This is a genomic window from Halosimplex halophilum (assembly GCF_004698125.1).
Lineage (GTDB): Archaea > Halobacteriota > Halobacteria > Halobacteriales > Haloarculaceae > Halosimplex > Halosimplex halophilum.
The window spans coordinates 22,918-37,022 of record NZ_ML214298.1; the positions used below are offsets into that span (position 1 = coordinate 22,918).

10 protein-coding genes are annotated in these 14,105 nt (G+C 72.4%); 7 read left to right on the top strand and 3 right to left on the bottom strand.

Annotated elements, in window-relative coordinates:
• Positions 1-194 precede the first annotated feature (194 nt).
• A complete protein-coding gene (locus E3328_RS11305) occupies positions 195-1,202 on the top strand; it encodes an AI-2E family transporter (RefSeq protein WP_167837383.1) in 1,008 nt (335 codons plus the stop codon).
• Positions 1,203-1,255: 53 nt separating this feature from the next.
• On the opposite strand, the gene E3328_RS11310 is transcribed toward E3328_RS11305, so the two are convergent.
• Positions 1,256-4,522 (bottom strand): methyl-accepting chemotaxis protein, encoded by a 3,267-nt coding sequence (locus E3328_RS11310; protein ID WP_135364757.1) that lies wholly within the window; start codon positions 4,520-4,522, stop codon positions 1,256-1,258.
• A gap of 231 nt (positions 4,523-4,753) precedes the next feature.
• On the opposite strand from E3328_RS11310, the gene E3328_RS11315 reads away from it, so the two are divergent.
• The 6 genes from E3328_RS11315 to E3328_RS11340 all read left to right on the top strand — a co-directional run bounded on the left by E3328_RS11315 (position 4,754) and on the right by E3328_RS11340 (position 11,761).
• Positions 4,754-6,553, top strand: coding sequence for a TraB/GumN family protein (locus tag E3328_RS11315; RefSeq protein WP_135364758.1), 1,800 nt, complete (start codon positions 4,754-4,756; stop codon positions 6,551-6,553).
• The gene (locus tag E3328_RS11320; RefSeq protein ID WP_394345909.1) at positions 6,550-7,239 is read left to right on the top strand and encodes a zinc metalloprotease; all 690 of its coding nucleotides are present in this window, start codon (positions 6,550-6,552) and stop codon (positions 7,237-7,239) included. Before E3328_RS11315 ends, E3328_RS11320 begins: the two co-directional genes overlap by 4 nt.
• Positions 7,240-7,344: 105 nt before the next feature.
• Positions 7,345-7,752 carry a pyridoxamine 5'-phosphate oxidase family protein gene (locus tag E3328_RS11325; protein WP_135364759.1) on the top strand — a complete coding sequence of 136 codons (408 nt, stop codon included), beginning with the start codon at positions 7,345-7,347 and terminating at the stop codon, positions 7,750-7,752.
• A 521-nt stretch (positions 7,753-8,273) separates the two neighbouring features.
• Positions 8,274-9,173 (top strand): Vms1/Ankzf1 family peptidyl-tRNA hydrolase, encoded by a 900-nt coding sequence (locus tag E3328_RS11330; protein WP_135364760.1) that lies wholly within the window; start codon positions 8,274-8,276, stop codon positions 9,171-9,173.
• Between the two features lie 483 nt (positions 9,174-9,656).
• Positions 9,657-10,679, top strand: a complete 1,023-nt coding sequence (locus E3328_RS11335) for an N-acetyltransferase DgcN family protein (RefSeq protein ID WP_135364761.1) — start codon at positions 9,657-9,659, stop codon at positions 10,677-10,679.
• A 2-nt stretch (positions 10,680-10,681) separates the two neighbouring features.
• Positions 10,682-11,761, top strand: coding sequence for a dipeptide epimerase (locus tag E3328_RS11340; protein ID WP_135364762.1), 1,080 nt, complete (start codon positions 10,682-10,684; stop codon positions 11,759-11,761).
• A gap of 16 nt (positions 11,762-11,777) precedes the next feature.
• Here the strand turns inward: E3328_RS11340 and E3328_RS11345 are convergent, their stop codons facing one another.
• Both E3328_RS11345 and E3328_RS11350 read right to left on the bottom strand, forming a co-directional pair.
• Entirely contained in the window at positions 11,778-12,251 is a 474-nt protein-coding gene (locus E3328_RS11345; RefSeq protein ID WP_135364763.1) for a DUF6789 family protein, read from the bottom strand.
• 151 nt (positions 12,252-12,402) lie between these two features.
• Positions 12,403-14,010 (bottom strand): glutamate-cysteine ligase family protein, encoded by a 1,608-nt coding sequence (locus E3328_RS11350; RefSeq protein ID WP_135364764.1) that lies wholly within the window; start codon positions 14,008-14,010, stop codon positions 12,403-12,405.
• Positions 14,011-14,105: the final 95 nt, after the last annotated feature.

The window sequence follows — 14,105 nt, forward strand, 5'->3', positions numbered from 1 at the left end:
GAAGTCGCCACGCCGGGCGTCCCGCCGCACGTGGCCCGCAACCCACTCTGATGCAGCCCGCACCCCACCCGCACGTAGCCCGGATCAAGGCCCTTCCGGCCGGGACCCGACGATCACGACGTGCGCGTACGGAGAAGCGTCGCCCCGCGAGCAGCGAGGCGTGGTCGACCGACCGCCGGCGAGCGGGGAGCCTGATGGTCGACACGGAGCGGCTGCAGGTCGGCTTCTTCGCGCTCGTCCTGCTGGTGTTCGGGTACCTGGTCGTGCTGATCGTCCGGCCGTTCCTGACGGCGCTGCTGGTCGCCGTCCTGCTGGCCGTGCTGCTCACGCCGGTCCAGCGGCGGCTGGCCCCACGGGTGGGCGAGCGGGTATCGGCCGCCGGGCTGGTCGGGTTCGCGGTCGCGGCGACCGCCGCCGTCGGCGCGGCCCTGGTCGCCGCGGCGCCGACCGGGCTGGGCGACCTCTCGGCGACGCTGGAGAGGCTGTCCGTGCCGACCGCGGCCGAGCGGCGGGTCGAGCGGCTGCTCGGCGTGGAGATCCCGCTGGCGTCGATCGTCGAGTCGATCCCGCGGCGGGTCGCGGAGCTGCTCGTCGGCGACCTCACCGGGCTGGTGAGCGCGACGACGGACTTCTTCCTCGGGGCCGTGCTCTTCCTGTTCGTCCTCTACTACCTGCTGGTCGACGGCGACCGGCTGGTCGACTGGGCGGGCGAGCGGCTCCCGTTCGACGACGCGACCACGGCGACGCTCCGCGAGGATGCCCACCGGACGACCTGGGCGGTGCTGAAGGGTCACGTCTTCGTCGCGGTCGTCCAGGGCGGGGTCGCGGGCGTCGGCCTGCTGCTGGTCGGAGTCCCGAACGTCCTGTTCTGGAGCGGCGTGATGATGGTGCTGGAGCTGTTCCCAGTGGTCGGCGTCGCGGGCGTCCTCGGGCCGGCGGCGCTGTGGCTGGGGCTCCAGAACAGGCTGCTCGGGGCCGCCTTTCTGGTCGTCTACGGGGCGACGGCGGTCGCCGTCGTCGACGACTACCTGCGGGCCCACGTCGTCGATCGGGGGTCCTCGCTGCACTCGGCGACGGTCCTCGTCGGCGTGTTCGGCGGCGTCTACGCCTTCGGCGCCGTCGGCCTGTTCTACGGCCCGATCGTCGTCGGCCTGTTCGGCACGCTCGTCCGGCTGTTCGACGAGCAGTACGTCGACGGGTGAGGTGGCCGACGGACGGGCCGTCCGGCCTGTCCATCGGTCGCCGCGTCGACGCCTCAGTCGTCGTCGGTCGCGCTCGCGGGGCCGCCGGCGCCGTCGGTGGTGTCGAGCGCGGGGCCGGAATCGAGCGCGTCGTCGAGGACGCGCGAGCCGCCCGCGTCGGGGTCCGTCCCGGGGGACGCGCCGCCCGTCCCGGCGGCCGCGTCGGCGCCGGACACCTCGAACTCGTCGACCAGCGCCTCCAGGTTCGCGGCGAGGTCGGCCATCTCCCGGACGTTCTGGGAGACGCTGTTGATCGAGGCGGCCTGCTCCTCCGACGCGGAGGAGACGTTGGTCGCCTCGGCGGCGGTCTCCTCGCTGACGGTGCTGACCTCGTCGACCATCGCGACGACCTCCTCGGTGGAGGCGGCCTGGTCGTCGGTGGCGTCGCTTATCTCCCGGACGCCGGCCTCGGCGTCCTCGACGGCGTCGGCGATGTCGTCGAACTGCTCGACCGCCGCGTCGATGGTCTCGACGCCCGACTCGACGCGCTCGCGCATCCGCTCGATGTCCTCGACGGTGTCGCCGGTCGTCGCCTGGACGTCGGCGATGCGCTGCTCGACGGTCTCGGTCGCCTCGGCCGCCTCGTCGGCCAGCCCCTTGATCTCGTCGGCGACGACGCCGAAGCCCTCGCCGGCCTCGCCGGCGCGGGCCGCCTCGATGGAGGCGTTCAGCGCCAGCATGTTCGTCTGCTCGGCGATGTCGGTGATCATCCCGACGATGTCGTTGATCTCGTCCATCTCCGACTCCAGGGCCTCGACCTGGGCGGCCGCGCGCTCGCTCTCGTCTTCGATCTCGCGGATCTCCGCGGAGGCCTCGGCGGCCTGGTCGCGGCCGGCGTCGGCCCGCTCGGCCGCCCGCCGCGCCGTCTCGGCCACGTCCGCCGACGAGGAGGCGATCTCCTCGACGGTCGCCGACAGCTCGTTCATCTCGCCGGCCGCCTCCTCCAGGTTCTCGGCCTGGCGGTCGGCGCCGTGGGAGATCTCCTGGACGGAGTCGGCCACGTCCTCGCTCGCGGCCTCGATCTCCTCGGTGGAGGCGGCGACCTCGTCGCTGGCGGTGCGGACCGACTCGGCGATGCCCTGGACGCGGGCGACGCTCTCGTCGACGGCGTCGAGCCCCTCGTCGATGTTCGCCAGCACCTCGCCGTAGTCGCCGGGCTTGTCCGCGTCGAGATCCTGGGCGAGCCGGCCGTCCCGGAGGTCGGCGCTGACCCGCTCTAGCTGGTCGAAGCTCTCGGAGAGCTGGTCGAGCCCCGCGGCCAGTTCCGTCATCACCTCGCCGTAGTCGCCCGGCAGGTCCGTGTCCAGGTCCTGGTCCAGGTCGCCGGCGCGGACGTTGGCGCTCGCGCGGTTGATCTCGTCGAAGCTCGCCCGGAGCTCGGTCATGCCGGCCTCCAGTGCGGTCATGATCTCGCCGAACTTCCCGGGGAGGTCGGTCTCCAGATCGTCGCGCACGTCGCCGGTCCGCAGGCACGCGGCGACCGCCTCGATCTGGTCGACCTGGCGGTTCATGTTCGCCTGCATCTCGTCGAAGGCGTCGACCATCTCGCCGATCTCGTCGTCGCGGTCGACGGCCGCGTCGCCGTCCTCGTCGAACCGCCCCCGGGACATCGCGGTGGCCCGCTCCTTGACCTGCTCGATGGGCCGGGAGATGTACCGGGCGGCGCCGTAGCCGGCGCCGGCGACGACGACCGCCGCGAGCCCGAACAGGCCGAACATGAGCAGCCGCGCGTCGCTGGCCTTCCCCTGGAGACTCGCGCCCAGCGCCGCGATCGGCTCGTTCACGTCCGAGGCGGGCACCGTCGCGACCAGCGTGAACTGCCGGTCGCCGAACTCGACCGGCGCGAACTGGACGTACCGGGTGACGTTCTCGCCGTCGACGGTCCTGTTGTGGGTCGCCATCCCCGACTCGCCGGCGAGCATCCGCTCGGAGACCACATCGCCGAGTTCGGCCCCGTACTCGCCGGCGGCCGCGTCGGTCCCGACGACCGACCGGTCGGGGTGGCTGACGATCTGGCCGTCCCCGTCGAGGACGTAGAGGTAGCCGCTGTCGCCGACGGTGACCGAGTCGGTCATCTCGGTGACCAGCGAGTAGTTGAACTCCGCGGCGACGACCCCCTCGAAGGAGCCGTTGTAGTAGACCGGCGCCGCGATGGGCAGGCGGTCGCCGCCGTCGGTCGTCCGGACCTCGCCGAAGTACGTCTCGCCGGCCGGCAGCGACTTCGCCTCCCGGAACCAGGTGGCGTCGGCCCGCGAGCCGATCGCACCCATGTCGGTGACGACCTCGCCGTCGATCCGGCTCGTCTCGATCTGGGCCTCGCCGTCGGCGTCGACGTAGGTGATCGACTCGAAGACCGGCGACTCGGTCCCGCCGACGGTCATCGTCTGGGCCGTCATCCGCCGCTCGAAGGAGTCGGCGGTCCGGTGTTTGGCGTCCTGCATCGCCGTCTCCTGAAGCTCGTAGTAGTAGACGCTCGGGGCCAGGATCCAGTCGAACGGCTCGTAGTAGGTGTAGGAGATGAACTTCGTCTCGACGGGGTTGCCCTCCTGGGTGGTGTCCTCCCAGTCGTACTGGGCGACGCCCCACTGGTCGCCGCTCTGAATCTGCGGCGAGGTCTGGATCCGCTGTTTGATGTCGTCGAACACCCGCAGCGTCCCGCCCGAGTCGCGCTTCAGGTTGTGCCCCTCGTCGAGGCTGTGGTGGACGACCACGTTCGACTCCAGGTCGGTGATGTAGGCGTAGCCCGTGTCGCCGATGTAGCCCGGCCGGAACGTCGCGGCCATCGTCCCCTCGTCGGTGACGCCCGCCCCGTCGGTGCCGGCGATCCGCGCCTCGACGCGGCGCTCGACCTCGCGGCGCTCCTCGTCGGAGAGCTGGTCCCACGACCGGCCGTCGTACTCGGTCTCCAGGACCGTCTGCTGGGCGCTCTCGATGGCGGCGTGCATCTGCAGGGCGACGTAGCCGACCTGGTCCTCGCTCATGCCCTGGATCAGGTCCATCTCGCCCGCGCTGGCCGCCCGGTAGTCCTGCATCGTCGCCGAGGCGGCCATCGACCGCACGTCGACGCCGCGCTTGTCGACCTCGTTCTGGATGCCGTCCTGTCTCGCCGCGACGGTGCTGTCCAGCTGACTCGTGATCTCCGCGCGGAGGTACTCCGCGCTCTGGTCCTGGGCGTGGCGGTTCAGCTCCCCCATGTTGTTCGTTGCGACCGCCCCCACGGCCGTCAACGGAACCAGCGATATGGCGAGGAAGAGCGCCACCAGCTTGATCTTCAGGTTCATACCCGGGTGAGGACGAATCCGGTATATAAGCCTTCGCGGCAAATTTCACGAGGTGATAGCGTTCTCCACGACCGTCAAAACATTACCGTTCGCCTACCAGATCGAGCGATCTGTTCGGCGATCGGAGGCGTCTCGGCGGCTCCCGCGGGAGCGGCGACGCCCGGGTAGCGCGGCGAACCGCTCGGCGGCGTCCCGACAACGGTAAACCGGACGCCCGTGTAGCGGGGGTGAATGACCGAGCCCGCCGGCGACGACCCCGGAGTCGACGGGGAACTGTCGCGCCCGCCCTCCCGCGCCCGCGGCGAGGGGGAGGTCCACGTCCTCGGTACCGCACACGTCTCCGAGCAGAGCGTCGAGGAGGTCGAGTCGACCATCGCCGAGCGCAAGCCCGACGTGGTCGCCGTCGAACTCGACGAGGGCCGGTTCCGCCAGCTGCGGGGCGAGACGCCCGACGACATCGACCCCGGCGACATGCTCCGGGGCAACACCGTCTTCCAGTTTCTCGCCTACTGGATGCTCTCCTACGTCCAGACCCGCCTGGGCAAGAAACTCGGCGTCGACCCGGGCGCCGACATGCTGGCCGCCGTCGAGTCCGCCGAGGAGCACGGCCTCGGCGTCGCGCTGGTCGACCGGGACATCCAGCTGACCGTCCAGCGCTTCTGGGCGCGGCTCAGCCCCGTCCGGAAGCTCATGCTGCTCGGCAACCTCACGCTCGCCGTCGGCTCGCCCGTCGCCGTCGGCGCCGGCCTGGGCCTCTCCTTTGGCCTGTTCGCCGGCTTCGCCGTCGCGACGCTGGCCGCGGGGACCCTCGGGTTCGCGAGCGCCGACTTCGTCGCCGCGCTCGGCCCGGGCACGGTCGCGCTGGCCGGCGGCCTCGTCGGCGGCGCCGTCGCCGGCGTCGTCGTCTGGAGCCTGGTCGAGCCGTGGCTCGCCGAGTGGCTCGAACCCCTGCCGGTCGCCAACACCACCTACACCAGGGTCGCGGCCGGCGTCGTCGCCGGCTCGGCGGCCGGCGTCGCGGTCGCCGCGGCCGGCGGTCTGTCCGTCGGCCCGCTCGCCGTCTCGGGCGAGCAGTTGACCGGGATCGGCGGGTTCGTCCTCCAGACGGGGACCGGCGTCCTCGGCGGGGCGGCCGCCGGCGCGACGCTCGGCGCGGCGGCCGGCGCGGTCCTCGCGGCGTTCCTGCCCGAGGAGGACGAGCTGGAGGAGATCGACGTCGACGAGCTGACCGACGCGGACGTGGTGACGGCGATGATGGAGGAGTTCCGCCGGTTCGCTCCCGGGGCGGCCGAGGCGCTCATCGACGAGCGCGACGCGTTCATCGCCCACCGGCTCGTCGCGCTGCGGGAGGCGGGCTACACCGTCGTCGCGGTCGTCGGCGCCGGCCACCGCGAGGGCATCGAGGGCTACCTCGCCGACCCGGAGAGCCTGCCGCCGATGGAGTCGCTGGTCGGCGAGACCTCCGGGTCGAGCCTCACCGGCTACCTCTACAAGGCGGTCGGCTACGCGATGACCGTCGGCTTCCTCGTCTTCTTCGCCCTGCTCGCGCTGGGCGGGGCGAGCAACGACTTCCTGCTGGAGCTGTTCGTCGCGTGGTTCCTCGTCAACGGGGTCCTGGCGGGCGGGCTGGCGAAACTCGCCGGCGCGACCTGGCCGAGCGCCCTCGTCGGCGGCGGCGTCGCCTGGCTGACCAGCGTCAACCCGCTGCTGGCGCCCGGCTGGTTCGCCGGCTACGTCGAGCTGCGCTACGTCGACGTGAACGTCTCGGACATCTCCCGGCTCAACGAGATCATGGACGACGAGACGGCGCCGGTGAGCGAGATCTTCGCCCGGATGCGCCGGGTGCCGCTGTTCCGGCTGATCCTCGTCGCCGGGCTGACCAACGTCGGGAGCATGGTCGCCAGCCTCGTCGTCTTCCCGCTGGTCCTGCCGTACCTCTCGGCCGACATCGGCGGCGTCAGCGCCATCGGCGGCCTGCTGCTGGAGGGGGCCCGCGACGGCTGGCGGATCGTCTGGGGGGCGGTCGCGTGAGCCGGCGCGGCGGCGCGGCCGGCCGGCCCGGTCGCGGCGGTCCCCGTTCCCCGGGCGGCCGCGGCTGGCGCGGCATCTCCTTCAGCCGGCGCGAGCTCCGTGACCTGGGGATCGCGTGGCTCGCACTCGGCGTCGCGTTCATGCTGTTCATCGACCGGTCGCTCGTCGACGCGGTCGCCCGGGGCTCCGTCGCGCCGTCGACGGTCGGGATCGCGCTGGTCGTCTCGCTTGCGACCGTCGGCGTCGCCTTCCTGCTGCACGAACTCGCCCACAAGGTCGTCGCCGTCCGCTTCGGCCAGATGGCGGCGTTCAAGGCCGACTACGGGATGCTGTTCCTGGCCGTGATGTCGGCGCTGGCGGGCTTCCTGTTCGCCGCGCCCGGCGCGGTCGTCCACCGCGGCCGCATCACCGCCCGCGAGAACGGCCTCATCGCGCTGGCCGGGCCGGTCACGAACGTCGGCCTCGCCGCCGTCTTCCTGCCGCTGTTCCTGTTCGGTCCCGGTCTCCTCGGGCTGATCGGCCAGCGCGGCCTCAGCATCAACCTCCTGCTCGCCGGGTTCAACATGATCCCCTTCGGCCCGCTCGACGGCCGGAAGGTCCTCGGCTGGAGCAAGCCGGTGTACGTCGCCGTCGCGGTCCCGACGGTCCTGCTCGCGCTGTACGCGCTCGTCGGCCTCGGGCTCTGAGCGGGCAGACCTGCTGTTCCGGCCGCCCCGGCGGGCGACAGCCGTCTCCGCGACCGATGGTCGCCGGCGGCCAACCCACTTCCGCCCGGCGCCCGTAGCGTCGTCATGGCCCAGTCAGTCCCCGAGGCGGTCGAGGACCTGCTGACCGGCGACCCGGTCGCGGCCCACCTCGCGACCTGCAGCGACGGGCGCCCTCACGCGGCGCCGGTGTGGTTCCGCTACGAGCCGGCCGACGGCGACGACCGTCCCGTGATCGAAGTGATGACCACCGGGCGAAAGCTCGCCAACGTCCGCGAGAACCCGCGGGTGGCCCTCTCGATCCAGGAGAGCGAGGCGGGCCACCCCGAGTGGACGGTCACCGTCCGCGGCACCGCGTCGGTCGTCGAGGACGACGAGCAGAACCGCGAGGCAAACCGCCGGATCAACCGCCGCTACGGCGCCGACCCCGACGACTGGTCGGACAACACCCTCGTCCGGATCGCCGTCGGGTCGGCCTCCCACACGACGTACTGACACCGCGCTCACCCCTCCACCGCGAACGCGGACGATTCCGCCACCGCGAGCGGCTGGCCGGAACCCGTCGCTCTGCGGAGGTGGCGTGGGTCGCGGTGGCGATGCGGTCGGGAAGGCGGAGTGGATGCGGTCGGCGCGCGCTGGAGCGCGCTCTCGTGCGCGCGACCGTAGCCGCGCGAGGGATGAGCACCGCAGCCTGCGAGGAGCGCAAGAGGCTGGGGAGGTATGAGGCCCCCTGTGGTGCTGTGCGGATGCAGTGCTGTCCTGGTGGACTGAAAGGGCGAGGCGCGCTCGCGTTCATGTAGTCGTCTGAGCGGGCCACTATCCGCGCGGTGCGAGGCGCTGCGCGCCTCGAAGCGAACGGCTCTGCCGTGAGCGGGCGGTGCGGAGAGCGCGGATATCCCGCCTCAGCGACCGCGAGCGCGTCGAGGGCTTTCAGCGCCTGCCGTCGAGTGCGGTCGCTCCAATTCCTAGCGAGCGGACCCTGTAGTTTTAACCGGCCGCGGCGTCCCCATCCGGTGATGCTGGACCGGGTGCTCGGCCGCGCGGAACTCAAAGAGCGCATCGCGGAACTCGAAGACGAGCTCGACAGCCGCGAGCAGCAGCTGGAGGCCGAGCAGCGGCGGCGGGCCGACGCCGTCAGCGACCGCCAGGCGGCAGAGGAGCGGGTCAACCGCCTCGAAGACCGCATCGCGGAACTCGAAGGGGAGGTCGAGCGGCTGCGCGACGGCCAGGCCGGTGCCGACCGGGCGTTCGCCGCCGAGGAGACGCTGCGCGACGGCCGGCTCCGGGCGGTCCTCGACCGGCTGGAGTCCGTCGAGACCGACCCCGAGGGCGCGTTCACCGCCTACGTCCCCGACGGCCACGACCTCCCGGAGCCCGTCCGCGAGGCGTTCGGCGACCGCGCGGCGCTGGTGGGCCGCGCTGCTCCCTGTCTCGCCGTCACCGACGACGCCGCCCTCGTCGGCGCCTGCCTCTCCGTGCCGGACCCGCCCGAGCCGTTCACCGAGTGGGGCGACGCCTTCGCCGTTGACCGGTCGTGGTTCGAGCCGACGGGCTCGTTCACGTTCGCCCTCGTGCGCTCCGATCTGTTCGCCATGGGCGAGTACGACGGCGACGAGCGGGTCGCCTTCCAGGGGTTCGACTCCGAGCTGAAGAGCAAACACTCCAAGGGCGGCTACTCGCAGGCGCGCTTCGAGCGGCTGCGCGACGAGCAGATCGAGAACCACCTCGACCGCTGTCGGGTGGCGCTGGAGGAAGCCGACACCGACCGGCTGTACGTCGTCGGCGAGCGGACGGTGCTCGACGAGTTCGAGGAGATGGCCGACGGCGTTTCGTCGGTGAGCGCCTCCGGCGACCCCGAGCCCGCCCTGGAGTCGGCGTTTCGCGAGTTCTGGCAGGTACAGTTGCGAGCGTTGTAGAATGTGACGGAGCGGGAATCGGAACTACTGCGAGTATCACGACCGCGAGCAGCGTGACCCTCCGTAGCGACCGTAACCGACCGCACCGCCGGCCCGATCGTAGTGCAAGACAGCGTGAAAGCCCCCGTCCGCTCCGGTCGAGGGCCTCGCTGCGCTCCTCGACTCGCTCCGCTCGTCTGCGGTGCTTACTTCGGCCGTCTTCCCGGAGCGGCCGGCCCCTTTCATTCCCGCCCGCATCGGCTGACCGGTCAGCCGATGCGGGCGGGAATGAAAGGGGCGACGCGTTCGGCGAACCCGGGCGACGCTAGCACGCGACCGAAGGGAGCGCGCGCAGCGAGCCCCGGGAGCCGAACGCGTCGGGGCTTTCACGCTGTTCGCGGTCACGATCGAGCCTGCGGTGCGGTCGGTTGCTGGGGCTGTGATCGCGGTTCCGACACTTCGATCCACCGTGCGATTAAATCACGCGAACACGAACACTCGTCCATGCGCGTCGCGATCCTGGCCCACGAGCAGTTCCCCGAGCGGGCGAAGACGGCCGTCGGGATCCTGCGGTACGGCGACGACGAGGTGGTCGCGGTGCTCGACCGGACCCGCGCCGGCGAGCGCGTCCGCGACCACGTCCCGGACGTGCAGGACGCCCCCATCGTCGAGGGTATCGACGCGGTCGGCGAGCCCATCGACGCGCTCGTGGTCGGGATCGCGCCCATCGGCGGCGGCTTCGACGCGACCTGGCGGCCGGACGTGCGCGGGGCGCTCGAACAGGGCGCCGACGTGGTCGCCGGCCTCCACTACTTCCTCGCCGACGACGAGGAGTTCGCCCGCCTCGCCGACGAACACGGCGCCGAGATCCGCGACCTGCGCCGGCCGCCCGACGACCTGACCGTCAGCGACGGGACTGCGAGCGAGGTCGACGCCGACGTGATACTGACGGTGGGCACCGACTGCTCGTCGGGGAAGATGACGACCACCTTCGAGCTGGCCGAGGCAGCCCGCGAGCGCGGCGTCGACGCCGGCGTCGTCCCCACGGGGCAGACGGGGATCGCCATCGAGAACTACGGGATCGCCGTGGACCGGGTCGTCTCCGACTTCGCCGCCGGCGCGGTCGAGCGGATGGTCGAGGAACGGGCCGCCGAGTTCGACGTACTCTTTGTCGAAGGACAGGGCGCAATCGCCCACCCGGCCTACTCCGGGGTGACCACGAGCATTCTCCACGGTGCGATGCCCGACCGGCTCGTCCTGTGTCACGTCGCCGGCCGCGACGCCGTCCACGGGTACGAGCACGTCCCGATCCCACCACCGGGGGAGTACGCCGCGCTCTACGAGTCGCTGGCCGACCCCGTCGCGCCCGCGGAGGTAGTCGCCGGCGCGCTCAACACCCAGGACCTCGACGACGACGCGGCCGGCGCAGCCGTCGAGGACTACGCCGCCGCCATCGACGCGCCCGCGACCGACCCCGTCCGCTTCGACGCGGGCGAAATTCTGCCGGCGGTCCTCGGGGAGGACTGAAGATGTCGCCGAACGGCGCCGACGACGATACCGGCGACGCCGACCTCACGACCGAATTCGAACGGCGCTCTCTCCCGCTCGCCGACCCGTTCACCATCGCCCGCGGCACGACCGAGACGGCCGAGAACGTCCTCGTCCGGATTTCCGACGGCACACACGAGGGGGTCGGCGCCGCCGCGCCCTCGACCTACTACGGCGAGACGCCCGCGACCGTCGAGGCGGTCCTGCCGGCCCTCCTCGAAGTCGTCGAAGACGTGGGCGACCCCCACGCGAGCCAGCGGGTCGACCGCGAGCTGCGCGAGCGCGTCGGGCGCAACCCCGCCGCCCGCGCCGCGGTCGACACCGCCATCGCCGACCTGGCCGCCAAACGCCTTGGCGTCCCCCTGTATCGGCAGTGGGGCCTCGACCCCGCGGCGGCACCGACCTCCTCGTTCTCCATCGGCCTCGCGGACCCCGACGAGACCCGCCGACGAGCCGAACGCGCGGTCGCCGAGGGGTACTCGATCCTCAAGGTGAAACTAGGGGCGGGCCGCACGGCCGAGCGCCTGGCGGCCGTCCGCGAGGACGCGCCCGACGCGACGATCCGCGTGGACGCCAACGCGGCCTGGACGCCCGCCGAGGCCGTCGCCAGGTCCGAGATCCTCGCCGACCACGGCGTCGAGTTCGTCGAACAGCCGGTCCCCGCCGACGACGTTGCTGGACTCCGCCGCGTCCGCGACCGGGGCGCCGTCCCCGTCGCGGCCGACGAGTCCGTCGAGACCGCGGCGGACGCCGCCCGGGTGGCCGACGCCGTCGACATCGTCGTCGCGAAGCTCCAGAAGTGCGGCAGTCTGCGCGAGACGCGCCGGGTGGCGGAAGTCGCACACGCCCACGGCTGCGAGGCGATGGTCGGGTGCATGGTCGCCTCGAACGCCACCATCGCGGCCAGCGCCCACCTCGCGCCGCTGTTCGACTACGCGGACCTGGACGGGTCGCTGCTGCTCGACTCGGACCCCTTCGACGGCGTGCCGATGCCCGGCGGCGAGATCGACCTCGCGGCTGTCGAGCGTGCGGGAACCGGCGCGGCCGAAACGAGCGAGTGACCGGTCGAAGCACCGCCTACAGCCGGTCGACGGTCGCGGCGTAGACGCCGCCGAGCACCAGCCCGTAGACGGCGTGCCACAAAAGCGACGGGACGGCGAAGTTCGGGAACGGCGGCGACGCCGGCGACCCCACCGCGTCGAGCCACAGGGGCATCACGAGCGCGGCCAGCACGGCCCACGTCAGGACGCCCCAGGCGACTCCGGCGCCGACCTGCTCGCCGGGCGAATCGAGGTCGAGCGCGCCGACGATGGCCGCGAAGACCACGCCCAGCACGGCGCCGTGGGAGGCGTGGACGAACCGCCCCGCGGCGCCGCTGGGCGGCGGCGCCAGCGCGTACAGCGACGGGATCGCCACCGCGATCGTGGGCTCGTTCATCGCCACTATCAGCGCGCCCATCGCCAGCGCGCCGAGTATCCCGCCGACGACGCCGGCCTGCCAGGAGTCGTTCGCGTGCGGTTCCTCCGTCGCAGCCTCGGTCGCTGTCGACATGGTCGAGCGGACTCGCGGAGGACGAATGAAGTCGACTCGGCAGTGTGTCCGTGGCGTCACGACGCACGCCGGCGGTACGGTTATGTGGGGCAACGATCCCGCGGGGGACTCGCAGCGGACCCGCAACGACGTGTGACCGACCGCCGACTCCTCAGATCCACTCCGCGAAGTGCTCGCGCTCGCGGCTCAGCTCGACGTACTCGCCCTGCATCCGCGCGAGCGCTTCCTCCAGGTCCGCCCCGTCGTCCAGGTGCTCGCGGACGCGGGCTTTCTTCCAGGCGCTGGGCGTGACGCCGGCCTCCCGGCGGGCTTCGATGGGGTCGAGATACCGGTCCCGCGTTTCCTCGCCGACCCCTTGCTCGGCCAGCCCGCGCCGGGCGAACTCGAAGACCTCGGCGAAGATCTCGTCGGAGTCGTCGGTCCGCTCGCCGTCGGCGGTCACCCACGCCAGGTCGCCGTCGAGACCGTCCTCGACCGCGGCGTAGAAACTCCGCTCGGCGTCGTCCCAGGGGAGGTCGGCCAGCGGGTGGTCGGCGGCGACGAGCCCGCGGAGCAGGCCCGCGGTCAGGACCTGCAGGCCGACGATGTCGCGGACGGTCGGCTGGGTGGGCAGCGGGCGGTACTCGATGCGCAGCGAGCGCCGGTCGCAGGCGCCGTCGACGGCGTCGCCGCCCGCCACGCCGCGGACCCACCGCCAGAAGGTGCCCCGCTTGTAGTCGAACTCCCAGGCCGCGCTCGCCGGGTCGCCGCCCTTCTGTCCCTCCTCTTCCACGTCGCCCTCGTCCTCGATCCACTCCCGGAGGAAGGGCGCGAACGTGTCGTCCGCGACGACCTGTTCCAGCGCGTCCGCGGGGTCGTCGAGGTCCTCGGGGACCCGGACCTTCCGACAGCCCTGGTTCATCGACTGCTCGAAGGCGGCGATCCGGAGTTCGTGGTGGGTCTCCGCGACCAGCCGCTCGGGGTCGTCGGCGTCGTAGCAGTCGCCGGGCAGGAACGGGGAGTTCGCCGACAGCGCGACCAGCGGGCCGAGCGTCCGCGTCGCGAGGTTGTGATAGCGGGGGAACTCGGCCGGGTCCGGCACCTGCACGTGGGGCTGGATCGAGGTCGCCAGCGACTCGAAGAGGATGGTGCGAAAGCCCAATTCGGCGCCCGGAACGGAGAAGTCGATCTCGCCGCCGGCCCGCCGGACGGCGACGTTGTCGAGCGCGCCGTAACGGGGGTCTTTCCGCATGTTCCGCGCGACGAGGACGGGGTCGTCGGCGCCGCCGCCGGGGACGACGACCGGCCGTTCCCCGGTACTGGTCGGACCGCCCTCGACCACTACGTCGTCGAGGTAGGCGTGGGTCCCGCCGGCGGGCGCGACGGCCGGCATCGCGTCGAGGACGATCTCGAGGCCGTGTTCGCGGGCTCGCTCGCGGGTCGCGGCCAGGTCGCCCTCGATCTCGGCGGCCTGGGCGGCGACGCCGTCGTCGTCGAAGCGGCTCGGCGCGGCGTTCAGTTCGGCGTTGTGCAGCCCCAGTTCCTTGTCGGCCGGTCCCTCGTACACGCCGTCCGGGATGGGTGCGAGCGTCCGGCGCTCGTCCTCCCCGTCGCCGGCGAGGGCGTAGACTTCCAGTTCCAGTCCCAGCGTGGCGGCCGCGTTGTCGAAGGCGCCGTCGGCGAGGGCGTCGGTCAGCCGGTCGGCCTGGGCGCGGACCCGCTCGTCGAACGCGTCGGTCCCGGCGAGCGAGCGCCTGACGAGCGACTCGTGGTCGGTCATTGCCCGAGGGTGGGCCACCGCGGTCAAAAAAGGCTCGGGCGCCGCGCCGTCGGTGGCGCTTCCCCGTCGCTCCGCCGTCCCAGTCGCCGGGCCGG

Excerpts from the sequence above, each read along its gene's own strand:
- E3328_RS11325 (WP_135364759.1), top strand. The coding sequence starts at position 7,345 with ATGGCCCAGTCAGTCCCCGAGGCGGTCGAGGACCTGCTGACCGGCGAC.
- E3328_RS11315 (WP_135364758.1), top strand. The coding sequence starts at position 4,754 with ATGACCGAGCCCGCCGGCGACGACCCCGGAGTCGACGGGGAACTGTCG.
- E3328_RS11330 (WP_135364760.1), top strand. The coding sequence starts at position 8,274 with ATGCTGGACCGGGTGCTCGGCCGCGCGGAACTCAAAGAGCGCATCGCG.
- E3328_RS11340 (WP_135364762.1), top strand. The coding sequence starts at position 10,682 with ATGTCGCCGAACGGCGCCGACGACGATACCGGCGACGCCGACCTCACG.
- E3328_RS11350 (WP_135364764.1), bottom strand. The coding sequence starts at position 14,010 with ATGACCGACCACGAGTCGCTCGTCAGGCGCTCGCTCGCCGGGACCGAC.
- E3328_RS11305 (WP_167837383.1), top strand. The coding sequence starts at position 195 with ATGGTCGACACGGAGCGGCTGCAGGTCGGCTTCTTCGCGCTCGTCCTG.
- E3328_RS11310 (WP_135364757.1), bottom strand. The coding sequence starts at position 4,522 with ATGAACCTGAAGATCAAGCTGGTGGCGCTCTTCCTCGCCATATCGCTG.
- E3328_RS11335 (WP_135364761.1), top strand. The coding sequence starts at position 9,657 with ATGCGCGTCGCGATCCTGGCCCACGAGCAGTTCCCCGAGCGGGCGAAG.
- E3328_RS11345 (WP_135364763.1), bottom strand. The coding sequence starts at position 12,251 with ATGTCGACAGCGACCGAGGCTGCGACGGAGGAACCGCACGCGAACGAC.